Raw genomic sequence first — 25,304 nt, 5'->3', positions numbered from 1 at the left:
TATTGGTCACTAGAATGAGAATGCGGATACCGTCCTGTTAATGTAATAAGGGTTCCCATGCTCAGGCTTCATTCAGCCCGCCTTGCCGTATGCCTCCTGCCGTTTGCCCTGGTGGCATGCGGCGATAACCACGCCAGTGACGATCCGCGCACGCAGCCACCGCTTGTCAGGTTTGCGTCCGTGATCCCTGCGAACGAGACGTCACGCGCCTTTACCGGCGTGGTGGTGGCAAGAACGCAAAGTGATTTAGGCTTCAGGGTGCAGGGCAAAATTCTCGAACGTCTTGTCGATACGGGTCAAACCGTTAAGCAGGGCCAGCCTTTAATGCGTCTGGATCCTGTTGATCTGAAATTACAGGCGCAGGCCCAGCAGCGAGCGGTGGATGCTGCCCAGGCGCACGCACGTAAAGCGTCCAGCGATGAGGCGCGTTATCGCGGCCTTGTGGCATCCGGTGCAGTGTCGGCGTCAGAGTACGACCAGATTAAAGCCGCAGCCGACAGCGCCAGAGCGGAGCTCAGCGCTGCCCGGGCACAGGCAGGCGTGGCGCAAAACGCCACCGGTTATGCCGTGCTACTTGCCGATTCAGACGGCGTGGTGATGGAGACGCTTGCCGAGCCTGGACAGGTGGTCAGCGCCGGGCAGGCGGTGATCCGTCTGGCCCGCGCGGGGCAGCGCGAGGCGCTGGTCCAGTTGCCGGAAACCCTGCGCCCTGCCGTAGGAAGTACAGCCCTGGCAACGCTCTACGGTAACGAAAAACAGCCCTTTAGCGCGAAGCTGCGCCTGCTGTCTGATTCAGCCGATGCGACCACCCGTACCTTTGAGGCCCGATACGTGCTGGATGGCGCGCTGGCGAACGCGCCGCTGGGGGCGACCGTGACGCTGAGCATCGAACACGGCAAAGGCGACAGCCGGGTAATGCAGGTTCCTCTGGCGTCCCTCTTCGATGCGGGGAAAGGGCCTGGCGTCTGGCGTATTTCCGCTCAGCCGACAAAAGTCGTCTGGCAGCCTGTCAGGGTGCTTAGCGTAGGGGATGATATCGCCAGAGTGACCGGCGGCGTGCAGCCCGGAGAGAAGATTGTTGCGTTAGGCGTCCATCTTCTGCACGAAGGCGAAGCGGTCCGGCTGGCGGAACAGCGCGATGCCACTCAGGCGGGGATGACACCATGAGTGGAGGTCGTTTCAACCTGTCAGCGCTTGCGGTACGCGAGCGCTCGGTCACGCTGTTCTTGATTATTCTGGTTACCCTTGCCGGTATTTTCTCGTTTTTTGGCCTTGGCCGCGCGGAAGATCCACCCTTCACGGTTAAGCAAATGACGGTTATCACCGTCTGGCCCGGCGCAACCGCGCAGGAAATCCAGGATCAGGTCGCCGAGCCGCTGGAAAAACGTCTGCAGGAACTCAAATGGTATGACCGCACGGAAACGTATACCCGCCCCGGTATGGCGTTTATCACGTTGTCATTGCAGGACAAAACCCCGCCTTCTCAGGTTCAGGAGGAATTTTACCAGGCGCGAAAGAAACTGGGGGATGAAACCAAAAACCTTCCGGCAGGCGTCATGGGGCCGATGATCAATGACGAGTTTTCCGATGTCACCTTTGCCCTTTTTGCACTGAAAGCGAAAGGCGAACCACAGCGTCTGTTAGTGCGTGACGCCGAAGCCCTGCGCCAGCAGCTTTTGCACGTTCCGGGCGTAAAGAAAGTGAACATCATCGGGGAACAGGCCGAGCGGATTTACATCTCCTTCTCGCATGACCGTCTGGCAACACTGGGACTCTCGCCGCAGGATATTTTCACCACGCTCAACAGCCAGAACGCATTAACCGCGGCGGGCTCGATTGAAACGCGCGGGGCGCAAATCTTTATCCGCCTCGACGGCGCTTTCGATAAATTGCAGAAGATCCGCGATACGCCCCTTATCGCGCAGGGCAAAACGCTCCGGCTGTCCGACGTAGCAACGGTTGAACGGGGGTATGAAGATCCACCGACCCTGCAGATCCGTAACCAGCAAGAACCCACCCTCCTGCTCGGTATTGTCATGCGTGAAGGCTGGAACGGCCTGGCGCTGGGTAAAGCGCTGGATGCTGAAACGGCAAATATCAATGCGAATATGCCTCTGGGGATGACCCTGACGAAAGTCACCGATCAGTCGGTGAATATCCGCTCGTCGGTCGATGAGTTTATGATCAAGTTCTTCGTCGCCCTGCTGGTGGTGATGGTGGTGTGTTTTGTCAGTATGGGGTGGCGCGTGGGCATCGTTGTCGCAGCGGCAGTGCCGCTGACGCTGGCGGTCGTTTTTGTCGTGATGGAAGCCTCCGGTATAAACTTCGACCGCGTTACCCTGGGCTCCCTTATTCTTGCCCTCGGCTTACTGGTTGATGATGCCATTATCGCCATCGAAATGATGGTGGTAAAAATGGAGGAAGGCTACGACAGAATCAAAGCCTCCGCCTACGCCTGGAGCCATACCGCCGCGCCAATGCTGGCCGGAACCCTGGTGACAGCCATCGGGTTTATGCCGAATGGTTTTGCGCAGTCAACCGCCGGGGAGTACACCAGTAATATGTTCTGGGTAGTCGGCCTCGCCCTGATAGCTTCGTGGTTTGTGGCGGTGGTATTCACCCCTTATCTGGGCGTCAAAATCCTGCCGGACATCGCAAAAGTCGAAGGTGGTCATGCCGCCATCTATGACACCCCGCGCTATAACCGTTTTCGTCATACCCTGAGCCGCGTGATCGCCCGAAAATGGATCGTTGCCGCGTCCGTCGTGGCCATCTTCACCCTCGCAGTACTGGGGATGGGGCTGGTTAAGAAACAGTTTTTCCCGACATCCGACCGCCCCGAGGTGCTGGTGGAAGTGCAGATGCCGTATGGCACATCGATTGAGCAAACCAGCGCCGCCACCGCGAAAATCGAAGCGTGGCTGCGCAAACAGCCTGAAGCCAGCATCGTCACCGCCTACATTGGCCAGGGTTCGCCGCGCTTTTATCTGGCGATGGCCCCTGAGTTGCCCGATCCCTCTTTCGCGAAGGTTGTCGTCATGACGGACAGCGAGAAGTCACGCGAGGCGCTGAAGTTCCGCCTTCGCGAAGCGGTAGCCCGCGGGCTGGCTCCGGAGGCACGCGTGCGGGTCACGCAGCTGGTGTTCGGGCCTTATTCTCCCTTCCCGGTCGCCTGGCGTGTAATGGGTCCGGATGTCGATAAACTGCGTGACATTGCAGATAACGTTAAAGGTGTGCTGCAGGCCAGCCCGATGATGAGAACCGTCAATACCGACTGGGGTTCACGCGTACCGACCCTGCATTTCACCCTCAATCAGAACCGCCTGCAGGCTACCGGCTTAACGTCGAACGCCGTTGCCCAGCAGCTTCAGTTCCTGCTGTCGGGCGTTCCCATCACCTCCGTGCGGGAAGATATTCGTTCGGTACAGGTTACGGGCCGCGCCGCGGGTGATATCCGCCTTAATCCGGCGAAGATAGAGGGCTTTACCCTGGTGGGTAACGCCGGGCAACGCGTTCCGCTGTCACAAATCGGGGAGATTGAGATCCGAATGGAAGATCCGCTGTTGCGCCGTCGCGATCGTACGCCCACGATTACCGTGCGGGGAGACATTGCCGAAAACCTTCAGCCCCCGGATGTGTCAACCGCCATCATGAAACAGCTGCAACCCCTTGTTGATTCGCTTCCACCTGGCTATCGCATCGAAATGGCGGGATCGATTGAGGAATCCGGCAAAGCCACCCAGGCCATGGCCCCGCTGTTCCCCATCATGATTGCCCTGACGCTGCTGATAATCATTCTGCAGGTGCGTTCACTCTCGGCCATGGTCATGGTATTCCTGACCGCACCGCTGGGGCTTATTGGTGTGGTTCCTACGCTGCTGCTTTTCAATCAGCCGTTTGGCATCAATGCTCTTGTCGGCCTGATCGCGCTTTCGGGGATCCTGATGCGAAACACGCTGATACTCATTGGTCAAATCGATCACAACCAGAAGGACGGTCTCGATCCGTTCCACGCCGTGGTTGAGGCGACCGTACAGCGCGCGAGGCCGGTCTTACTGACGGCCATGGCCGCCGTGCTGGCGTTCATTCCCCTGACGCACTCCGTGTTCTGGGGAACGCTGGCCTACACGCTGATTGGCGGAACGCTAGGGGGAACCATTATTACCCTCGTCTTCCTGCCTGCGATGTATGCGATCTGGTTTCGGATCAAGCCCGCCGCCTGACGGTGCCGGGCTGGCGTTCGGGATAAGCCCGGCAATCCAGTCTGCAAAAGCACGCACTGCGGGAGAGAGAAAACGCTGATGGGGATAAAGCAACGTAACGGGCACCGAAGGCGGTTGCCAGTCAGCCAGAACCTCAACCAGCCTTCCCTCCCGCAGATGCGCTGAGACAATGCTCTCAGCCAGCTGCGCCAGCCCGAAACCTTCAAGGCACATGTTGATATAAAGCCCGGTGGCATTTACGGCCGCTTCGCCGCGGACAGGGATGGAGACGGTCTCTGTCCCGCGGACAAAGCGTAACGCATCCGCCCGTCGGGTCTGATCGGAAAAATAGTGTATCGCCCGATGCTGTGATAAGTCGTCTGGCGAGCGGGGAATACCGAACTTCCTGAGATAGTCCGGTGAGGCACAGGTCACCCAGCGAAACCGGCCCAGAGGACGGGCAACAAGAGTCGAGTTATTCAGATCCCCCGTTCGGATCACACAGTCCACCCCCTCCTGCACCAGATCAACCTGCCGATCGTTGACGCCCAACATCAGGTAGATATCCGGATAAAGCCGGTAAAAATCTTTCAGGTGAGGCATCACGATGAAATCCGCGATCCCGCCCGGCATATCCACCCGCAAGCGTCCCTGCGGGCGCCGGACTGACGCCGTCAGGCTCGTTTCGGCATGATCGATTAGCGCCAGTATTTCCTGGCATTGCGCCAGATACTGCACACCTTCAGCGGTGAGGCTCACCCGCCTTGTCGTTCTGTTAAGCAGGCGCACCTGGAGGTAATTCTCCAGATTTTTTATGCTGCTGGTGACCGTTGACGAAGGCAGAGAAAGCGTTTCGGCTGCGCGGACAAAGCTTCCGGCCTGCGCTACCCGCATGAAGATCTGCATTGCCTGAATACGATCCATTTTTTCTCCCCCGACCGTCGCTCACATTATTCTTCGTAGATTATGAATAATGAAAACACGTTAAGCATCTTTTTCGCCGTAATCGGGTGGCGTAATTTCTCACCCATGAAGAGACAAAGGACAAGAAGATGAGCGATTACCTGAGAAATATGATTAACAATCAAAGCATAACCCCACCCGCCACGTTGATTAAGGGCGCAACCCTGCTCAGCATGGATGACAGGGTGGGTAATCTTGAGCGCGGCGATATCCTTATCGAAGGCGCAAAGATCGTCGCCATTGGTGAAAATCTGGCAGCAGAAGGCGCCCGCCTAATAGATGCCACACATATGATTGCCATGCCGGGCCTGGTAGATACCCATCGCCATGCCTGGGAGGGACAACTGCGCCGCATTAACCCCGACGCCAAAACGCTTGAAGATTACTGCAACGCCACGCACTTCTCGTTTGCCAGGTATTATCGCCCTGCCGATATTTATATCGGCAACCTGCTCACCGCCCTGGGGTGTATTGATGCCGGTATCACTACGGTGATTGATAATTCCCATAACAGCCGCACCGCTGCGCATTCGGACGCGGCCGTTGAGGCCCTGCTGGATGCAGGGATCCGCGCCGTACACGCTTCCGGTGCACCGGTGTCCGGAGAATGGGACCGCCCGCACTGGCCCGGTAACTGGCAGCGCCTGCAAGAAAAGTATTTCCAGAATAACCCTGAGAGTCTTGTTTCGCTGGCGGTCATGGCCCAGCTGGAACCGGAGAGATGGCTGGAGGCCCGCAGGCTGGGGTTGCCAATCGTGACCGAATTCTTTGGGGGTGAAATGGCGTCGCAGCTTGAGGCGCTGCATCAGCAGGGGCTTCTGGGGCCGGACAATATTTTTAATCACTGCACCGCACTGCCGGACGACGGATGGAAAATCCTGCGGGACGCGGGTGTACGCGTGAACGTCTGCCCCCGCTCCGATGCGCACTACGGTATCGAAGACGGCATGTTTGCCCTTCAGTCCGCACTACGCCACGGCATCAGCCCCGGCCTCAGCGTTGACAATGAAACGTCGTACAGCGGCGACATGTTTATGGAAATGCGCGTGGCTTTTTACCTCCAGCGCGTCATGGGCATGCATCAGCAGCGCTGCTGTGGTTCAGCGCACACCGTAAATACGCTTCATACCCAACAGCTCCTGAAAGCAGCCACCGTCGATGGTGCGGCCTGTGCAGGGTTACAGGAGAGCATCGGCAGCCTGACGCCGGGTAAACAGGCCGACCTGGTGCTTATTAACGCCGGCGATCTCAACCTCTATCCGTCCGGCAATGCATTTGGCACGGTGGTCCATGCGGCAGAGCGCAGCAACATCCATACCGTCATGATTGCCGGACGAATCGTGAAGCAAGACGGCAACGTGCTGGGGGTAGACATCACCCGCCTTCGCGAGGCCATTGATGAATCACGTCATCATCTCTTTACCTCAGCCGGGTATGAGCCGGACATATTTGCTGACGCCTTCCTGCCGCTGGCGCAGGATTAAGCCCCTTCAACCACAACAAATGTCCCGGTTGCCGCCCCCGCGCGCAGCTTTCTGGCGGCCACGTACCCGGGACTGTTATAAAAACGTTTGGCCTCAGCATACGAATCAAACTCTAAAACGACATGGCGTTCATGCGCCTCCCCTTCGAGATTTTCATATTCCCCTGACCAGACGATGACCCGGGGGTTGAACCCCTGCAGCGCTTCCCCGGCAGCGTTCGCATATTCTGCATAGGCAGCAGGATCTGTGACGGTCACGTGGGCGATTAAATAACCTTTATTCATCTTCTTTATCCTTCCTGAGGACTGTTGCCGGTGGTGTAAAACGCATCAACCTGTTTGACAGCGTTACGCGGTACGAAGACACTCTATTAGTCATCAATAAGGGAATAAATCACCCAAAAAATAACGCACTGTTACCCGGAAGGTGAACAATGAAAAACCTGCATGCACTGACTATTTTTGCGCGCGTCGCAGAAATGCAGAGCTTTACTCAGGCGGCGGAGAGCCTGGGCATTAAGAAAGGCCGCGTTTCAACGGTCGTACGTGAGCTTGAACATGACCTCGGGACGACGCTGTTGCACCGGACTACCCGCGCGGTACAGCTGACCGAAGACGGTCGGGCTTTTTATTCCCGCGCCCGGGATTTGTTAGCAGATGCTGAAGATCTGCAGTCCATGTTTGCGCCTGGCGGCATGTCACTGCGGGGACGTTTACGCGTCGATATGCCAGCAGTGTTGGCCCAAAGCGTAGTGATTCCCGCCCTGCCACAACTGCTGGACGCGCATCCTGAACTTGAAATAGAACTTTCAAGCACAGACCGGCGAGTCGATCTGGTTCAGGAAGGCTTTGACTGCGTCATTCGTTTTGGGCCCATTGTTGATGAGACCCTCATTGCCCGACCGCTGGGTCAGTTACGGATGATTAACGCCGCCAGCCCACGCTATCTGGAGCGCGTCGGGGTGCCCGAGACGATCGACGACCTGCTTCGTCAGGGACACCGAATGGTGCATTACATGCGAAATTTTGGTGCGAGGCCAGATGGCTGGCAGTACCCGGACGGTGATGGCTACCGGTCCGTCATGTTACCCGGCGCCGCGCGGGTCAACAGCGTACCGGCCTATCATGAAGCCGGGCTGGCGGGTCTGGGCTTAATTCAGGGCGGGTATTCCGCGCTGGCGCCCCATATCCAGCGCGGCGCGCTGGTTGAAGTGCTTCCCCATTTGCCTCCTGAACCGCTTAATGCCGCTTTTGTGGTCGCCCATCGGCGTAATTTATCGCAGCGTGTCAGAGCTTTTATGCACTGGACGGAAGCCATTTTAAAACCGTACTTTGATTAATATCCTGCTAAAGATATTCACGCTAATTGTCCGAGGCCGGACGGCAATATTATCTCGCCCAGGGGCGTTTCTTGTGAAAGGAATATACAACGCAAATGCGAATAATGACTAAAACTGGCAGTTGATTGTTATTTGCATGGCTTTTAAAATTTAATTGCAAGGTATTTATTAAATTTTAATTAGGGACATAAAAATGACAAGAAATACGCTTTTACTGACGATGATGGCCGCCTTTTCAGGCGCAGTATACGCAGGGGAAACGCAATTTACGCCGAATTTCTCACCTGACAGCGTCACCGTTTCAGCCTCGGGCGGGATGCTCAGCGGGAAATCCCATGAAATGGTGTATGACGACGTCACAGGCAGAAAAATCAGCCAACTGGACTGGAAAATTAAAAATGTCGCCATCCTGAAAGGCGATATTTCCTGGGATGCGTACCCTTTCCTGACCCTGAACGCACGCGGCTGGACCTCGCTGGCATCCGGGTCGGGTCATATGGATGACTATGACTGGATGAACGAAAGACAATCCAGCTGGACAGATCATTCGACGCATCCGGCAACTAACGTCAATTATGCCAATGAATACGATCTCAATGTAAAAGGCTGGATATTGCAGGGCGAAAGTTATAAAGCGGGCGTGACTGCCGGTTATCAGGAAACCCGTTTTAGCTGGACGGCGACCGGTGGCTCTTATAATTATGATAACGGTACCAACACGGGGAATTTCCCGGCGGGCGAACGCGGTATTGGTTATAGCCAGCGCTTCTCAATGCCTTATATTGGGCTTGTGGGGCAGTATCGTATTAATAATTTCGAATTTAATGGCCTGTTTAAATTCAGTGACTGGGTGCGCGCTCATGATAACGACGAACACTATATGCGCGACCTGACCTTCCGCGAGAAAACCTCAGACTCTCGCTATTATGGTGCGTCAGTGGATGCAGGATATTACGTCACGCCACACGCCAAAGTCTTTGCCGAGTTCGCGTATAGCCGTTACAAAGAGGGCAAAGGCGGCACGCAGATTATTGATACTAACACGGGCGAATCCGGGTCAATTGGCGGTGATGCGGCGGGCATTTCCAACAAAAACTATACCGTTACCGCCGGTCTGCAATACCGGTTCTGATTTCGCGCAACGCATCAGGCCAGCGTAAACATTCACAGGCCCCTGACGGGGCCTTTTTCGATGCGCTGCTTTGACATCAGCAGGTGCGCGCCCCTTCATGACGCCGATTTTGGTCGCAGATCCTCGTCAAACTCCAGACGTTTTCGACCGGGCTCCACTTCGCGCAGGGGTTCGACCTGATGCAGGGTCAGCTTGCAGCGATCCACCAGCACCTGATACTCACGCGTGCCCTGCTTCTTCCAGGCAATTTCCTGCTCGCTCAGCACACGTATCGCTTTTGCCGGACTGCCAATGATCAAATGGTTGGCGGGCATCTCCGCTTTCGCTTTCACAAAGGCCGCCGCGCCGACAATGCTGTTTTCGCCAATCACCGCGCCGTCCATGATCACCGCGTTCATCCCTACCAGGGCGTTACGGCGGATAATACAGCCATGCAGAATCGCGCTGTGGCCGATATGTCCGTCCTCTTCCACCACCGTGTCCTGCTCCGGGAAACCGTGCATGACGCAGTTATCCTGAATGTTCGCGCCGTCTTTCACCACAATCCGGCCAAAATCGCCTCGCAGGCTGGCATTCGGGCCAACATACACGCCTTTGCCCAGGATCACGTCGCCGATGAGCACCGCCGTCGGGTGAACGTAGCTCTCATCAGGCACCACCGGCGTCAGACCGTCAATTTGATAAACGGGCATCTCCACTCCTTATACGATAGTAAGACCACCAAAGCGTTGATAGTAGAGCGTGCCGGGCACAGGCAGTTCGCCGACGGAGGTTTCACCTTTCTCGCTGACAAACGCCAGCGCCCCTGGTGCCACACGCTGATAAATATTAATGCACAGCTGTCGCGCACTTTGTCCGGCCCAGTGTGCAGGCAATAACTCTTCCGGCAACAGCGGGTCTTTCAGCACCACGCGACGGTAAAAATGGATCAGCAACAGCTGGATCTGGAAGCAGCGTTCCGGCGTTAATTCGTCCGGCGCGGCCTCTTTCAGCAGCGGCAGAAGAGGACGGAACGAGTGGATAAACGTCTCGTACATCGCGTTCTGTTCGGTCAACTGCCAGCACTCCTCGACCCGGGCACGCAGCGCCGCGCGGGACAGCGCCAGCGGCGAATGGGCCTCGAAGAAGATGACGTTTTCCGCCACGCCTGCCTCGTGTAAAAGCGACTGCACATCCGCCAGATGCTGCGACGGGGAGGCCATCAGGCTGGGAGCCAGGGTGCCAAAACCCTGCCAGATCAGCTGCTTTTTGACGTCAGCAAGGGTGGTTTTATCCAGGCCTTCCGAGAGCAGCAACAGCCACTTACCGTCCCATGCCGGGAGTTCTGCGCGGTAGATTTTACTCTCCGCGCGACGGGTCAAACGCAGCCCCTTGTCGCTCAGCCGGTAAAAGCTGCGTCGTCCGATGCGCGACACATCCAGCCAGCCCTCTTTGTTAAGTCGAAACAGCGCAGTGCGCACAAAGCGCTCGCCAAACCCCATCCCTTCCAGTAAGGCGGCGAGGCTGCCAAGCCAAATCTCGCCGCCGCGATGTGAAAGCGCGTCACCGTATAATGAGGAGATAAGCGACGTTCCGCTAACGGGAACCGAGCTAACCGCGTGCTGGATAAAGGCATCGAGTTTATTCATGTGATTCATTCTGTTGTTATTTTTGGTCTGGATGAATCATAGCATATTCCCCTCACCCCGGCCCTCCCCAAAGAGAGAGGGAGACAACGTCCCTTCCCCCCTCTGGGGAGAAGGTTAGGATGAGGGGTAAGGGAAACTTAACCGTTAGCCGCAACTTTACGCAAATCAAACACCCGACAGGCTTTGCCCTCTGAGCGCGGGATACTGCCGCAGTTGACAATCATCACGTCGGTGGAGATCCCGACCATCGATTTAATCCGATGGCGCAGCTGATGGCACACCTGGCAGCGCTGCTCGTGGGTCAGCGTTAAGCTGCTCTCTTTGAGCTCCACCTTCACGGAAAGTGAATCAAGATGGCCGCGGCGGTTGACCTCCAGCTGGTAGTGCGGGGAGAGGTGTTCGAACTTCACAATCTCCTCTTCCAGCTGGGACGGGAAGACGTTGACGCCGCGGATGATGAGCATATCGTCACTGCGACCGCTGATCCTGTCCATACGACGCATGGTGCGGGCGGTCCCAGGAAGCAGGCGCGTCAGGTCGCGGGTGCGATAACGAATCACCGGCAGCGCCTCCTTGGTCAGCGTGGTGAACAGCAGTTCGCCCTGCTCGCCATCATTAAGCGGCGTGCCGTCGTTCGGGTTAACGATCTCCGGATAGAAGTGATCTTCCCAGATGGTCGGACCGTCGGCGGTTTCGATACACTCCATCGCCACGCCTGGCCCCATGACCTCGGAAAGCCCATAGATATCCAGCGCGGTGATCCCCAGACGTTTCTCGATTTCGCGGCGCATGGCCTGCGTCCACGGCTCTGCGCCAAACACCCCCACACGCAGGGAGCAGGCGCTGGCATCGCCTCCCATCTGACGTTCCAGCTCTTCGATCAGATTAAGGCAGTAGGATGGCGTCACCATGATCATATCCGGCTGGAAATCGCGGATCAGCTGCGCCTGTTTCTCCGTCTGGCCGCCGGACATCGGGATAACGGTCGCCCCTAAACGCTCTGCGCCATAGTGCGCCCCCAGCCCACCGGTAAAAAGGCCATACCCATAGGCCACGTGAATTTTGTCTTTCGCACTGCCGCCCGCGGCGCGCAGAGAACGGGCCACCAGGTTGGCCCAGTTGTCGATGTCATGTTGGGTATAACCGACGACGGTCGGCTTTCCGGTGGTGCCGGAAGAGGCATGAATACGCACCACCTGCTCCATCGGTACGGCAAAGGTATCGAACGGATAGTTATCACGCAGGTCCTGCTTGGTGGTGCACGGGAACTTACGGATATCTTCCAGCGTTTTAAAATCGTCAGGGTGAACGCCCGCGGCGTCAAACTTGCGTTTGTACATCGGAACGTTGTTATAGGCGTGATGCAGCGTCCATTTCAGACGCTCGGTTTGCAGCGCCTGTAATTCGTCAATGGAGGCCGTTTCGATCGGATCAAGCTTTGTTGTATTTGTCATTGTAGGGTACTCACACTGTTATTCGCTCAAACACGCTCAAGGATCATGGCAATGCCCTGACCCACACCGATGCACATCGTACACAGCGCATAGCGCCCGTTGCGTCGATGCAATTCATTGCTCGCGGCCAGCGCCAGTCTGGCACCGCTCATGCCCAGCGGGTGGCCCAACGCAATGGCCCCTCCGTTCGGGTTGACGTGTTCAGCGTCATCCGGCAATCCCAACTGACGTAACACGCCCAGCGCCTGAGAAGCGAAAGCTTCGTTAAGCTCAATCACGTCCATATCGTTGATGCTGAGCCCGGCACGTTCCAGCACTTTGCGGGTGGCTGGCACCGGTCCTAAGCCCATCAGACGTGGCTCCACACCAGCGGTAGCCATCGCCACGATCCGCGTGCGCGGGACAAGCCCTTGCGCGTGCGCCATCGACTCGCTGGCGATAATCAGCGCCGCAGCGCCATCGTTTACACCGGAGGCGTTACCCGCCGTCACGACACCGTTCTTGCGAAACGGTGTTTTCAACGCGGCAAGTTGTTCAAGCGTGGTATCAGCACGGGGATGCTCATCTACCGAAACTTCCGTAACCGTTCCTTTTTTGCCGGGCACCTGCACCGGCACAATCTCCTGCGCCAGAATGCCGTTCTGCTGCGCCTGAGCAGTACGCTGCTGGCTACGCAGCGCGAAAGCATCCTGATCGGCCCGGCTGATATTTAACAATTCAGCTACATTCTCTGCCGTTTCCGGCATGCTGTCAGTTCCGAATTGCTGATGCATGAGCGGATTCACAAATCGCCAGCCGAGTGTGGTGTCGAAAATCTCCGCCTGACGCTGGAACGCCGCCGTGGCTTTACCCATCACAAACGGCGCCCGGGACATTGATTCGACGCCGCCTGCAAGCAGCATGTCGCCATCGCCCGCCCTGATTGCCCGTGCGGCAAAGCCAATCGCGTCCAGACCCGAACCGCACAGGCGGTTCAGCGTGGTGCCGGAGACCGTCTGAGGCAGTCCGGCCAGCAGCAGCGACATACGCGCCACGTTGCGGTTATCTTCCCCCGCCTGGTTGGCGCAGCCGAAGATCACATCATCAATCCGCTCGAGGTCGAGTTGCGGATAACGGGCCAGCAGCGCACGCAGCGGCACCGCGCCGAGATCGTCGGCGCGAACGCTGGCCAGCGCCCCGCCATAGCGCCCTACCGGGGTTCGAACGCCATCACAAATAAAAGCGTCACGCATCAGGCTTCTCCTGTCACACTGCCGCCGATGCGGTGAGATTTTCCGCGAAACAGGGCAACGGTTTTCTGTTGTTGGTTCTGAATTTCAATGTCATACACGCCGGTCAGTTTGCCCTGATGCTTAACCCGCGCGGTGGCGGTCAGCGTGTCGCCGGCAAACCCCGGGCGCAGAAAATCGATTGAACAGCCTGACGCCACTGCCGCCAGCCCCTGGCTGTTGCAGGCGTAGGCAAAGGCGGTATCGGCCAGTGAAAACAGCTGTCCTCCGTGACAGGTTTTGTGGCCGTTGAGCATCTGTGGGGTGATGGTCATCGTCACTACCGCGTAGCCATCGTCCATGTCGATGATGTCGATCCCCAGCGCCTGGGCGCAGGCGTCCTGTTCATACATGGTGCGGGCGTTATGCCAGGCGTTATGACTCATAGCTACTCTCCAGAAGCGCACGCTGGCGCAGCAGTGAACAAGGGCGATAGCGTTCTTCGCCGTAATGGCGTTGCAAATTCTCCAGCAGCGTTAACAGCCGTTGCCAGCCCAGACGCTCCCCCCAGGCAATGGGCCCGTTCGGGTAATTCACGCCAAGGCGCATGGCGGTGTCGATATCCTTCTCGCTGGCCACCCCTTTTTGCAGCGCATCCAGCGCTTCGTTGGCGATCATCGACACCGTCCGCCAGACCAGCAGGCCAGGGTAATCGGCAATGCGCAGTACCCGGTGTCCCTGCTGCTGCAGGTACCAGACGGCTTTTTGCGTGGCGGTATGCGGGTTATCCGATGCGGCTGCGATCACCGCCACGTCGCGTTCGATGCGGTCAATCACCACGACCGGACAGTGAAAACGCCGGGCCAGCGCCTGAGCGGTCTCCCCCTGGGTTTCAATCAACAGGAGCTCATCTATTTCCGTGACACCGTCACCTCTTCGCTGCACGCGCATGGGTGTAAAGCTGTCGTTTACTGCGTCAAGCCACGGCACAGACGGTTTCTCACCGTGCCAGTCGTAAACGCCCTTCCCGCTTTTTTTGCCCAGCCGCCCCGCCAGCACCAGTTCCTGCTGCACCAGCGACGGCAGGAAACGACGTTCCTGCCAGAAGGCATTGAATACGGAACAGGTCACCGCAAAGTTGACGTCCTGACCAATCATGTCGGTCAACTCCAGCGGTCCCATCGGGAAACCGCCGCCGTCGCGCAGGGCGGCATCAATCACTTCTGGCGAGGCGACCTGCTCTTCCAGGGCGCGCCAGGCTTCAGAATAGAACGGACGCGCAACGCGGTTGACGATGAACCCTGGCGTTGACTGACAGCGAACGGGCTGTTTCCCCCAGTTCAGCGCCAGCTCGCACAGCGCATCGGCCACTTCGGGCGATGTCGCCAGCCCGCTCACCACCTCGACCAGCTTCATGACCGGTGCGGGATTAAAGAAATGCAGCCCCGCGACGCGCTCCGGATGGTGAACATCCGCCGCAATCGCCGTAACAGAAATGGAGGAGGTATTGCTGGTCAGCAAGGTCTGCGGCGGGCAAATCTGAGCCAGTTGCGCAAACAGCGCTTTTTTGACGTCGATACGCTCAGACGCGGCTTCAATCACCAGATCTGCCGCGGCGAGCGCTTCGATATCCGTTACCGGCAACAGCCTGGCAAGAATCTGGCTGCCAGCATCGGCGGAAAGTTTTCCGCGAGTCACCCGGGAGGCGAGACGCTGGCGGATCCCGTCAATCGCGCGTGAAATCGCGTCTGAAGCAATGTCATACATCAGAACCTGATGCCCATGACTCGCCGCGACCTCCGCAATTCCCGCGCCCATCGTGCCGCTTCCAATGACGGCGACAGTACGAACCGTGATCGCCATCTTATTTCCCCGTGAATGTCGGTGCGCGTTTGGCAAGGAAGGCGCTGACCCCTTCCCGGTAGTCGTCGCTGCGACCGGCCAGACGTTGATAATCGCGCTCCAGGTCAAGCTGGGCGTCGAGGGTGTTGGTCTCTGCCGCGTTAATCGCCTGCTTAATCAGCCCCAGACCAAAGGTGGGCTGAGAAGCAAAGTGCAGCGCCATCTGCTGGGCCGTGGCGGAGAGGTGTTCGTCATCCACCACCTGCCAGATCATCCCCCAGGCGTGTGCCTGTTCGGCGCTGAGTTTGTCTCCGAGTAACGCCAGCCCCATTGCGCGGGCGCGCCCGGCGACGCGCGGCAGGAACCATGTTCCCCCGCAGTCCGGCACTAATCCGAGCTTGCTGAAGGCCATCACAAAGGTGGCAGAACGGGCGGCAATGACCATGTCACACCCCAGTGCCAGCGTGGCCCCGGCCCCGGCGGCCACGCCGTTGACCGCGCAAATCACCGGTTTCGGCAACGTCGCAAGACGGCGAACCAGCGGGTTGTAGAACGTCTCCACGGACATTCCCAGATCCGGCGCCGGACCGTTAGGGTCGACGTTGCGGTCATTAAGATCCTGACCCGCGCAGAAGCCGCGCCCCGCCCCGGTAATAAGCAGACAGCGGATGGTGTCATCGCGCTCGGCCTGCTTCAGGCACTCAGCGAGTTGCTGATGCATCACGTCGTTAAAGCTGTTCAGACGCTCCGGACGGTTCAGCGTCAGGGTCATCACGCCTTGTTCTACATGACTGAGAATAAATTCCACGATTAGCGTCCTTTAAAGTCGGGGGTACGTTTCTGTAAGAATGCGTCGATGCCTTCTCGCCGGTCTTCGGTCGCTGAAAGCAGCGTAAACAGCTGTCGCTCCTGGACCAGTCCGGCCTGCAGGGAAACCTCCTGAGACTGGCGCAGCGCCTGCTTTGCCGCCTGGAGCGCCAGCGGTGAGTGTCGAGCCATCAGCGCCGCCTGTTTCAGGGCATATTCCAGCGTCAATGAAGCCGGGAACACATCGCTGACCAGCCCGGCGCGCTGCGCCTGCTGCGCGGTAATGCTCTCCCCGGTCAGCACCATTTTGCTGGCCAGCGATTTGCCCACGCTACGAATCAGGCGCTGCGTACCGCCCGCCCCGGGCATGATCCCGAGCGTAATTTCCGGCAGACCAAAACGGGCGTTATCCCCGGCAATCACCACGTCGCACAGCAGCGCAAGCTCGCAGCCCGCGCCCAGCGCGAAGCCGTTGACGGCGGCAATCAGGGGTTTGTTGAAGGCGTTGATCCGGGCCCACAGCTGGGGACGGATATCGTTCAGGGTGGCAGGCAGGTCTTTCTCCGCCATTTCGTTGAGATCTGCGCCGGCAGCAAAGCAGCGTGCGTTGCCGTAAATCACGCAAACGGAGAGATCGCGATCGGCCGCAGCGGCGTCGAGCGCGTCAGCAATCTGCTCTAACAGGGCGTTATTCAGCGCGTTGCGTGCCGCCGGACGGTTAAGCGTCAGCTGCAGGACACGACCATGACGGGTGACCATCAGTTCGCTCATGCCATCCCCCTGGAGTCAAAATCGACGATCACGTCAGCGGTTAACGGCAGCGACTGACAGCTCAGCACATACCCGGCCGCCAGTTCGTCCGGCTCAAGGCTGTAGTTCGTCGCCATATCAACTTTGCCACGCAGCACTTTGCATTTGCAGGTCGCGCATACGCCGCCCTTGCAGGCATACGGCAGGTCGGCGCCCTGACGCAGGGCGGCATCAAGAATGCTTTCATCGTTTGCCGTGAGGGTAATTTCCCGGTCGCGACCGTCCTGACGCACGGTGACTTTCTGCCCTTCAGCCTGCACGCTGACCGTGCGTTTGACGGTCGAGCCTGGCGTATTAAAACGCTCAAGGTGGATCGATTTCTCTGGCATCCCCAGCGCTTTCAGCGCCGCTTCCGCGTCGTCCATCATGGCGGACGGGCCACAAATAAAGGCTTCGTCGTACTGGCGGAAGTTGATCAGGGTTTTCGCCAGCGCCTGCAGCTTCTCACTGTCGATACGTCCATGCAGCAGATCGCTGTCGAGCACCTCCTGGCTGAAGATGGCGACCAGCTGCAGACGCTGCGGGTATTTGTCTTTCAGATCGGCAAGCGCCTCGCGAAACATCATGCTCTGGCTGCTGCGGTTGCCGTAGATCAGGGTGAAATGACTGTTCGGCTCGGTGGCGAGCGTGGCGGACAAGATGGCCAGCATTGGGGTAATGCCTGAACCCGCGGCAATGGCCAGATAGTGCCCTTCCCGGTCGGCGCGCGGCTGGTAACCAAACTGGCCCTGCGGCACCATGACCTCCAGCGCCATGCCCTGTTTGATCTCATCCCGGGCATAGCGGGAAAAACGTCCGCCCTCGATGGCTTTCACCGCTACGCTGATCTCACCCGGCGCGGTACTGCGGCAGATAGAGTAGCAGCGACGCAGCTCATCCTCACCCAGCTTCGCTTTCAGGGTCAGGTGTTGTCCGGGACGAAAGCGATAGGCGTCCTGCAACGCCTGCGGTACCGCGAAAGTGATGGTCACCGCGTCGCGGGTTTCGGGTTCCACTTTTGCCACTGTTAATGAATGAAACGTTGTCATGGCAACCTCAAATACATTTGAAATAGTCGAAAGGCTCACGGCAGTCGTTGCAGCGATAAAGCGCTTTGCAGGCCGTCGAACCAAATTCACTGATAAGCGAGGTATGTGTGCTGGCACAGCGTGGGCAACTCACCTCGACCGGGGCATGCGCGTGGCAGCTGTGGCCCACCGGTGGGCTGATGCCATATGCGCGCAGGCGTTCACGCGCATCCGCCGTCATCCAGTCGGTGGTCCAGGCCGGTTCGAGCTGAAGCACAATATGCACTGGCGTAAAGCCGTGTGCGGTCATCGCCTCGCGAATCGCGCCAAGCAAATGTTCCGTCGCCGGGCAGCCTGAATAGGTTGGCGTAAAGCCAATGACCCAGCCTTCGCCCTGCGCCGATACGCTACGCACCATGCCTAAATCGGTGATGGTTAACACCGGCACTTCCGGGTCCGGGATCTGGCTTAACAGCGACCAGATTTGAGGGATCTCCGCGGGTGCAATCCCGGCAAAACGCTGCATCTTCACCTCCGTACTTACCACTGCTGACCCGGATGGGCACGCTGGAGATACTGCATTTCTGCGAGCATTGGGCCGAGATGTTCGGTATGCAGCCCGCGCTTGCCCCCCGTGCGATACGCCACTTCCGACGGCACGCTCAGGGTGGCCTCCTGCAAACCGGAAAACACTTCCTGCTCCCATGGCTGACGAAGCTCGCGCGGATCAACCGCGACGCCGGAGGCAATCAACGCCAGCTCGACGTCATCGGCTTCAAACAGCTCGGCCGTAAACCGCCACAGGGTGTCGACCGCCTGCTGCATACGCTGTGAAGATGTTTCCGTTCCGTCCCCCAGACGCACCAGCCAGCCACGACTGAAGCGCAGGTGGTAGCGCGCCTCTTTAATGGCTTTCGCGGCGATGGCGGCAAGCTGGCTGTCGCTGCTGTGAGTCAGGCGTTCATACAGCGCTACGTTCCAGGCATCCATAAAGTACTGGCGCGCGAGCGTGTCGGCGAAACTGCCGTTAGGCTGTTCCACCAGCAACACGTTGTGAAACTGGCGTTCATCACGCCCAAACGCCAGGGTGTCTTCATCGCCCTGACCTTCCAGCTCTGCGGCATAGGTCAGGAAATTGCGCGCCTGCCCCAGCAAGTCGAGGCCGATGTTGGCGAGCGCGAGATCGATTTCCAGCTCCGGCGCGTGACCACACCAGGCGCCCAGACGCTGGGAGAGCACCAGACCGTTGTCGCCCAGACGCAGGGCATATGCGGATAATGTTTTCATCCCTGACCTCACATGTGCTCGATGCCATCAGGGATGGTGTAAAACGTAGGATGGCGGTAAACCTTACTTTCCGCCGGGTCGAAGAACTCGCCGCTCTCTTCCGGCTGAGAGGCGACAATCTCGCTCGCCTTCACCACCCAGATAGAGCAGCCTTCACTGCGACGGGTATAGGCATCACGCGCATTTTCCAGCGCCATGCGATCGTCGGCGGCATGAAGACTTCCCACATGGCGGTGGGACAACCCTTGTTTGCTGCGTACGAACACTTCGTACAGCGGCCAGTAGACATTGCTCATCGTGTTTCCTCTTAAGCCACTTTGCGGGCGTGTTGTTTTTCCGCGTGCGCCAGTGCGGCTTCACGCACCCACGCCCCGTCTTCCCAGGCTTTACGTTTGGCAGCCAGACGTTCGTGGTTACAGATGCCGCGCCCGTTAATGACCTCATCAAACTCGTGCCAGTCGATCTCGCCAAAGCGGTAGTGACCGCTCTCTTCGTCAAAACGCAGGTCAGGATCCGGAACCGTCATACCCAGCATTTCTACCTGCGGAACCGTGTTGTCGACAAAGCGCTGGCGAAGTTCGTCATTGCCGAAGCGTTTGATTTTCCAGGCGAGGCTGCGGGCGCTGTTCGGCGAGTTGTCATCGTTTGGGCCGAACATCATCAGAGCGGGCCACCAGAAGCGGTTAATGGCGTCCTGCAGCATCTGGCGTTGGGCGTCACTCCCCTGCGCAAGCGCCATACAGGCTTCAAAGCCCTGACGCTGGTGGAAACTCTCTTCTTTACAGATTTTCACCATCGCGCGGGCATAGGGGCCATATGAGGTGCGGCACAGCGCCACCTGGTTGACAATCGCCGCACCGTCCACCAGCCAGCCGATCACCCCGATATCCGCCCAGCTCAGGGTCGGGTAGTTGAAGATGGAGGAGTATTTCATCTTGCCGTCGAGCATCTTCTGGTAGATGTCTTCCCGCGCGCAGCCCAGCGTCTCGGCCGCGCTGTAGAGGTACAAACCGTGCCCGGCTTCGTCCTGCACTTTCGCCAGCAGGATCGCTTTGCGGCGCAGCGTCGGCGCGCGGGTGATCCAGTTTCCTTCCGGCAACATGCCGACAATTTCGGAGTGCGCGTGCTGACCAATCTGGCGGATCAACGTCTTACGATAGGCATCAGGCATCCAGTCCTGAGGCTCAATCGCCGTCTCCTGCGCTATGCGCTGCTCAAAGCGTTGTTCTTGCGTCACGTCATCACCTTTATGATTCGATTATTTACCACTTAAAGTGAAATACTGAATCACTTCATTTCTTAAAAGTTACACAAAGGTTAAATATAACCCCAAGAAATGTTTCCCCATTTTGTGATGGTGCTCGCAAGGCTTTTTGCATAAGGCCTGCACAACAGGGCTTCCGGCCTTCCACTTCATTACGCTGGATCACAATGTTAACAATTCATTAAAACTCAGCTTGCTTTTTATGATTCATGATTAAACTATTGATAGTGAAATTACGTAACACTTGGAGATAAGCGATGCAGCAGTTAGCCAGCTTCTTGTCCGGCACCTGGCAGTCTGGCCGGGGCCGCGAACGTACTATCCATCACGCCATCAGTGGCGAAGCGCTGTGGTCCGTGACCAGCGAAGGGCTGGACATGGCGGATGCACGTCGCTATGCGATCGCGCGTGGCGGCGAAGCCCTGCGCGCCATGACCTTTATCGACCGTGCCGCCATGCTGAAGGCGGTGGCGAAACATCTGCTTAGTGAGAAAGAGACGTTCTATGCCCTGTCTGCCCAGACCGGGGCGACCCGAGCGGATAGCTGGGTGGATATTGAGGGTGGGATCGGGACGCTGTTCACCTATGCCAGCCTCGGGAGCCGCGAGCTGCCTGATGACACACTCTGGCCGGAAGATGAGCTGATCCCGTTGTCGAAGGAAGGCGGCTTTGCTGCGCGTCACGTACTGACGTCAAAATCGGGCGTGGCGGTCCATATCAACGCCTTTAATTTCCCGTGCTGGGGAATGCTGGAAAAACTGGCGCCCACCTGGCTTGCGGGGATGCCTGCCATTATCAAACCCGCCACCGCCACCGCGCAGGTCGCGCAGGCGATGGTGAAAGCGATTGTGGAGAGCGGTCTGGTGCCGGACGGTGCTATCAGCCTTGTCTGCGGCGGCGCGGGCGATCTGCTGAATCATCTCGACAGCCAGGATGTGGTGACCTTTACCGGCTCCGCCAGCACCGGCCAGAGCCTGCGCATTCACCCGAATATCGTGGCTAACTCCATTCCCTTTACCATGGAAGCCGACTCCCTCAACTGCTGCGTTCTGGGTGAGGATGTGACGCCGGAACAGCCAGAATTCGCGCTGTTTATTCGCGAAGTAGTACGCGAAATGACCGCCAAGGCAGGGCAAAAATGTACCGCCATCCGCCGCATAATTGTGCCTCAGGATCGGATGGATGCCGTCAGCCAGGCGCTGATCGCGCGGCTGCAAAACGTGGTCGTCGGCGACCCGGCAGAGGACGGGGTGAAGATGGGCGCGCTGGTGAACGGCGAGCAACGCGCGGACGTGCAGGAGAAAGTCGATCTGTTGATTGCGGCGGGTTGCCAGGTCAGACTCGGCGGAAAAGCCGATCTGCAGGCTGCGGGGGCATTCTTCCCGCCGACGCTGCTTTTCTGCCCACAGCCAGATGAAACCCCCGCCGTGCATTGCACCGAAGCCTTCGGGCCGGTCGCCACGCTGATGCCCTCCCGCAATTCAGACCACGCGATGCAGCTGGCCCGGGCGGGTGGCGGGAGTCTGGCCGGTACGCTGGTCACCGCCGACCCGGCTATCGCCCGCCAGTTTATTGCCGGCGCGGCGCGGGCGCACGGACGAATTCAGATCCTTAACGCCGAATCCGCCAGGGAGTCCACCGGACACGGCTCTCCGCTGCCGCAGCTGGTGCACGGCGGTCCTGGCCGCGCAGGTGGCGGTGAAGAGCTGGGAGGACTGCGTGCGGTGAAGCACTATCTGCAGCGCACCGCCATTCAGGGCAGCCCGACCATGCTTGCCGCCATCGGCAAACAGTGGGTACGGGGTGCTGCGGTTCATGAAGATCGCGTTCATCCGTTCCGGAAATACTTTGAAGAACTGCAGCCGGGCGACAGCCTGCTGACCCCGCGCCGCACCCTGACGGAAGCCGATATCGTTAACTTTGCCTGCCTGAGCGGCGATCACTTCTACGCCCATATGGACAAAATCGGCGCGGCAGAATCCATCTTTGGCGAACGGGTGGTACACGGTTACTTCCTGATCTCTGCCGCGGCGGGTCTGTTTGTTGATGCCGGCGTTGGGCCGGTGATTGCCAACTACGGCATGGAAAACCTGCGCTTTATCGAACCGGTTAAGCCGGGCGATACCATTCAGGTGCGCCTCACCTGTAAACGTAAAACGCTCAAGAAACAACGGACCGCCGATGAGAAGCCAACCGGCGTGGTCGAATGGGCCGTTGAGATCTTTAACCAGCACCAGCAGGCGGTCGCGCTCTACTCCATCCTGACGCTGGTGGCGCGCCAGCACGGCGACTTCTGACACGTTCCTCTCTCGCACGTTGACCGGGGTGTGATATCGCCCCGGTCTTTTTTTAACCTGGCAAGACTAACAAATAACCTGGCAGATGCAGGCAAACGCTTTTCTCGGGCGCCTGTCAGGATAAGGCTGTCACAACACAATAAACACAACAAGATGAGGTCTACGATGGGAAGCAATTCTTCTTTTTCTGCCCGTAGAACGGCACTGGCTATGGCCGTTGCGCTGTGTTGCGCCTGGCAATCACCTGTTTTCGCACACGGCAGTGAGGCGCATATGGTCCCGATGGACAAAACGCTGCAGGCGTTTGGCGCCGATGTGCAGTGGGATGATTACGCACAGATGTTCACCCTTGCGAAGGACGGGGCATATGTGAAGGTCAAGCCCGGCGCGAAAACCGCTATTGTGAACGGCAAAACCCTCACGCTGCAGGTGCCGGTGGTCATGAAAGGCAAAAAAGCGTTCATCTCCGAGACCTTCATCAACGACGTTTTCCAGTCGGGTCTCGACCAGACCTTCCAGGTTGAAAAACGCCCTCACCCGTTAAACGCGCTAACGGCTGACGAAATTAAGCAAGCCGTGGAGATTGTGAAAGGCTCTGCGGATTTTAAACCGAACACCCGCTTCACCCAGATAGCCCTGGCCGAACCCGAGAAAGCCAAAGTGTGGGACTTTGTGCTCAACGGCACGGCGGTGGACTCTCCCCGCCAGGCGAACATCACCATGCTGGACGGGAAACACGTTATTGAAAGTCTGGTGGACCTGAAGGATAAAAAGATCCTGCGCTGGGACGCCATTAAAGATGCCCACGGCATGGTGCTGCTGGATGATTTTGCGACCGTTCAGCAGATCATCAACGAGAGTGCAGAGTTTGCCGAGGTTCTGAAAAAGCGCGGCATTACCGATACGAAGAAAGTGATCACCACGCCACTGACCGTCGGCTATTTCGACGGCAAAGATGGCCTGAAACAGGAAGACCGGTTGCTGAAAGTGGTGAGCTATCTGGACGTGGGCGACGGCAACTACTGGGCGCACCCGATTGAGAACCTGGTGGCAGTGGTCGACCTTGAGCAGAAGAAGATTCAGAAGATTGAAGAAGGTGCCGTTGTGCCGGTGCCGATGACGCCGCGTCCGTATGATGGACGTGACCGCATCAACACGCCGAAAAAGCCGCTCGACATCATTGAGCCGGAAGGCAAAAACTACACCATCACCGGCGATATGATTCACTGGCAGAACTGGGATTTCCATCTGAGTCTGGATTCCCGCGTGGGCCCAATGATTTCTACCGTCACCTACAATGACAACGGCAAAAAACGCCAGATTATGTATCAGGGCTCCCTGGGCGGGATGATCGTCCCTTACGGTGACCCTGACGTGGGCTGGTACTTCAAAGCCTATCTGGATTCCGGCGATTACGGCATGGGCACCCTGACCTCTCCGCTGGTGCGCGGCAAAGACGTGCCGTCCAACGCCGTGATGCTCAATGAAACCATTGCCGATTATACCGGTGCGCCGATGGAGATCCCCCGCGCCATCGCCATTTTTGAACGCTACGCAGGACCGGAATATAAACACCAGGAGATGGGTCAGCCTAACGTCAGTACCGAGCGGCGCGAGCTGGTGGTTCGCTGGGTGAGCACCGTTGGCAACTACGACTACATTTTCGACTGGGTATTCCACGAAAATGGCACCATCGGGATTGATGCCGGTGCAACGGGGATTGAGGCGGTGAAAGGCGTACAGGCGAAAACGATGCATGACCCTACTGCCAAAGACGATACCCGATACGGCACATTAATTGATCACAACATCGTCGGGACCACCCACCAGCACATCTATAACTTCCGTCTCGATATGGATGTGGATGGCATCAACAACACGCTGGTGGCAATGGATCCACAGGTGAAACCGAACACCGCCGGCGGCCCGCGAACCAGCACCATGCAGATCAATCAGTACGCTATTGATACCGAGCAGCAGGCGGCGCAGAAATTTGACCCGGGCACCATTCGTCTGCTGAGCAACACCAGTAAAGAGAACCGCATGGGGAACCCAATTTCGTATCAGATAATCCCTTACGCCGGGGGGACGCACCCGGTGGCGACCGGCGCGAAGTTCGCCCCGGACGAGTGGATCTATCACCGCCTGAGCTTTATGGATAAACAGCTGTGGGTCACGCGTTACCATCCGGATGAGATGTACCCGGAGGGCAAATTCCCAAACCGCTCAACCCACGATACGGGGCTTGGCAAATACAGCAAAGATAACGAGTCGCTAAACGATCAGGATGACGTCGTCTGGATGACCACCGGCACAACCCACGTCGCGCGCGCCGAAGAGTGGCCAATCATGCCAACGGAATGGGTGCATACCCTGCTCAAACCGTGGAACTTCTTCGACGAAACGCCGACACTCGGCAGGAAAAAAGACGCGCAGAAATAAAAACAGACCGGGCGTAATGCCCGGTTTTTTATTCGTTTATTTGCTGAATATCTCATCCTGATTATAGTTATTTTACTCCACTCATTCCGATTGCATCTTTTGAAACATTTTCAGCCAGGACGCGAAGTTTTCACAAAC

At 58.0% G+C, this 25,304-nt stretch carries 22 protein-coding genes; 7 read left to right on the top strand and 15 right to left on the bottom strand.

What is annotated here, in order from left to right; translation table 11 throughout:
- The first annotated feature begins 57 nt into the window (after window positions 1-57).
- Window positions 58-1,167: an efflux RND transporter periplasmic adaptor subunit gene (locus tag BH714_RS06615; protein WP_040017400.1), complete on the top strand. Its 1,110-nt coding sequence runs from the start codon at window positions 58-60 to the stop codon at window positions 1,165-1,167.
- Window positions 1,164-4,223 (top strand): efflux RND transporter permease subunit, encoded by a 3,060-nt coding sequence (locus tag BH714_RS06610; protein WP_040017398.1) that lies wholly within the window; start codon window positions 1,164-1,166, stop codon window positions 4,221-4,223. The genes BH714_RS06615 and BH714_RS06610 overlap by 4 nt, the downstream gene beginning before the upstream one ends.
- Here the strand turns inward: BH714_RS06610 and BH714_RS06605 are convergent.
- On the bottom strand, window positions 4,146-5,126 hold the full coding sequence (locus BH714_RS06605) for a LysR family transcriptional regulator (RefSeq protein ID WP_040017397.1): 981 nt from the start codon (window positions 5,124-5,126) through the stop codon (window positions 4,146-4,148). The genes BH714_RS06610 and BH714_RS06605 overlap by 78 nt on opposite strands.
- A 128-nt stretch (window positions 5,127-5,254) precedes the next feature.
- Between BH714_RS06605 and BH714_RS06600 the strand changes: the two genes are divergently transcribed.
- On the top strand, window positions 5,255-6,649 hold the full coding sequence (locus BH714_RS06600; protein WP_040017396.1) for an amidohydrolase family protein: 1,395 nt from the start codon (window positions 5,255-5,257) through the stop codon (window positions 6,647-6,649).
- Here BH714_RS06600 and BH714_RS06595 read toward each other — a convergent pair.
- A complete protein-coding gene (locus BH714_RS06595) occupies window positions 6,646-6,933 on the bottom strand; it encodes a DUF1330 domain-containing protein (protein ID WP_014169939.1) in 288 nt (95 codons plus the stop codon). The genes BH714_RS06600 and BH714_RS06595 overlap by 4 nt on opposite strands.
- A gap of 149 nt (window positions 6,934-7,082) precedes the next feature.
- Between BH714_RS06595 and BH714_RS06590 the strand changes: the two genes are divergently transcribed.
- Both BH714_RS06590 and BH714_RS06585 read left to right on the top strand, forming a co-directional pair.
- Entirely contained in the window at window positions 7,083-7,988 is a 906-nt protein-coding gene (locus tag BH714_RS06590; protein WP_040017395.1) for a LysR family transcriptional regulator, read from the top strand.
- 193 nt (window positions 7,989-8,181) lie between these two features.
- Window positions 8,182-9,120: an omptin family outer membrane protease gene (locus tag BH714_RS06585; protein WP_025204278.1), complete on the top strand. Its 939-nt coding sequence runs from the start codon at window positions 8,182-8,184 to the stop codon at window positions 9,118-9,120.
- Window positions 9,121-9,215: 95 nt separating this feature from the next.
- Here BH714_RS06585 and paaY read toward each other — a convergent pair whose 3' ends face one another.
- The 13 genes from paaY to paaA all read right to left on the bottom strand — a co-directional run bounded on the left by paaY (window position 9,216) and on the right by paaA (window position 20,400).
- The gene (paaY, locus tag BH714_RS06580) at window positions 9,216-9,812 is read right to left on the bottom strand and encodes a phenylacetic acid degradation protein PaaY (protein ID WP_032678091.1); all 597 of its coding nucleotides are present in this window, start codon (window positions 9,810-9,812) and stop codon (window positions 9,216-9,218) included.
- Window positions 9,813-9,821: 9 nt separating this feature from the next.
- Complete coding sequence (paaX, locus tag BH714_RS06575; protein ID WP_040017394.1) at window positions 9,822-10,757, bottom strand: phenylacetic acid degradation operon negative regulatory protein PaaX; 936 nt, start codon at window positions 10,755-10,757, stop codon at window positions 9,822-9,824.
- Window positions 10,758-10,885: 128 nt separating this feature from the next.
- The gene (gene paaK / locus BH714_RS06570) at window positions 10,886-12,202 is read right to left on the bottom strand and encodes a phenylacetate--CoA ligase PaaK (protein ID WP_014169934.1); all 1,317 of its coding nucleotides are present in this window, start codon (window positions 12,200-12,202) and stop codon (window positions 10,886-10,888) included.
- A 26-nt stretch (window positions 12,203-12,228) separates the two neighbouring features.
- Entirely contained in the window at window positions 12,229-13,434 is a 1,206-nt protein-coding gene (pcaF, locus tag BH714_RS06565; protein ID WP_040017391.1) for a 3-oxoadipyl-CoA thiolase, read from the bottom strand.
- Window positions 13,434-13,856, bottom strand: coding sequence for a hydroxyphenylacetyl-CoA thioesterase PaaI (gene paaI, locus BH714_RS06560; protein ID WP_020884240.1), 423 nt, complete (start codon window positions 13,854-13,856; stop codon window positions 13,434-13,436). Before paaI ends, pcaF begins: the two co-directional genes overlap by 1 nt.
- Window positions 13,846-15,273, bottom strand: coding sequence for a 3-hydroxyacyl-CoA dehydrogenase PaaH (gene paaH / locus BH714_RS06555; protein ID WP_040017390.1), 1,428 nt, complete (start codon window positions 15,271-15,273; stop codon window positions 13,846-13,848). Before paaH ends, paaI begins: the two co-directional genes overlap by 11 nt.
- Window position 15,274: 1 nt before the next feature.
- On the bottom strand, window positions 15,275-16,063 hold the full coding sequence (paaG, locus tag BH714_RS06550; protein WP_025204280.1) for a 2-(1,2-epoxy-1,2-dihydrophenyl)acetyl-CoA isomerase PaaG: 789 nt from the start codon (window positions 16,061-16,063) through the stop codon (window positions 15,275-15,277).
- Window positions 16,063-16,830, bottom strand: a complete 768-nt coding sequence (gene paaF, locus BH714_RS06545; RefSeq protein ID WP_014169929.1) for a 2,3-dehydroadipyl-CoA hydratase PaaF — start codon at window positions 16,828-16,830, stop codon at window positions 16,063-16,065. Before paaF ends, paaG begins: the two co-directional genes overlap by 1 nt.
- A complete protein-coding gene (gene paaE / locus BH714_RS06540) occupies window positions 16,827-17,897 on the bottom strand; it encodes a 1,2-phenylacetyl-CoA epoxidase subunit PaaE (protein WP_040017388.1) in 1,071 nt (356 codons plus the stop codon). Before paaE ends, paaF begins: the two co-directional genes overlap by 4 nt.
- Before the next feature lie 7 nt (window positions 17,898-17,904).
- Window positions 17,905-18,402 carry a 1,2-phenylacetyl-CoA epoxidase subunit PaaD gene (paaD, locus tag BH714_RS06535; protein ID WP_040017387.1) on the bottom strand — a complete coding sequence of 166 codons (498 nt, stop codon included), beginning with the start codon at window positions 18,400-18,402 and terminating at the stop codon, window positions 17,905-17,907.
- 14 nt (window positions 18,403-18,416) lie between these two features.
- Window positions 18,417-19,163 carry a 1,2-phenylacetyl-CoA epoxidase subunit PaaC gene (gene paaC, locus BH714_RS06530; protein ID WP_025204284.1) on the bottom strand — a complete coding sequence of 249 codons (747 nt, stop codon included), beginning with the start codon at window positions 19,161-19,163 and terminating at the stop codon, window positions 18,417-18,419.
- 8 nt (window positions 19,164-19,171) lie between these two features.
- Entirely contained in the window at window positions 19,172-19,459 is a 288-nt protein-coding gene (gene paaB / locus BH714_RS06525) for a 1,2-phenylacetyl-CoA epoxidase subunit PaaB (protein WP_003857353.1), read from the bottom strand.
- A gap of 11 nt (window positions 19,460-19,470) precedes the next feature.
- Entirely contained in the window at window positions 19,471-20,400 is a 930-nt protein-coding gene (gene paaA / locus BH714_RS06520) for a 1,2-phenylacetyl-CoA epoxidase subunit PaaA (RefSeq protein ID WP_014169925.1), read from the bottom strand.
- Window positions 20,401-20,684: 284 nt separating this feature from the next.
- Here paaA and paaZ point away from each other — a divergent pair, with 284 nt between their 5' ends.
- A complete protein-coding gene (gene paaZ, locus BH714_RS06515) occupies window positions 20,685-22,724 on the top strand; it encodes a phenylacetic acid degradation bifunctional protein PaaZ (protein WP_040017386.1) in 2,040 nt (679 codons plus the stop codon).
- Window positions 22,725-22,889: 165 nt separating this feature from the next.
- Complete coding sequence (tynA, locus tag BH714_RS06510) at window positions 22,890-25,166, top strand: primary-amine oxidase (RefSeq protein WP_040017385.1); 2,277 nt, start codon at window positions 22,890-22,892, stop codon at window positions 25,164-25,166.
- The last annotated feature ends 138 nt before the right edge of the window (window positions 25,167-25,304 follow it).

The organism is Enterobacter ludwigii (assembly GCF_001750725.1).
In the GTDB taxonomy this organism is placed as follows: domain Bacteria; phylum Pseudomonadota; class Gammaproteobacteria; order Enterobacterales; family Enterobacteriaceae; genus Enterobacter; species Enterobacter ludwigii.
The sequence above is the reverse complement of the archived record's forward strand: the minus strand, read 5'-3'. Positions and strand labels throughout refer to the sequence as shown.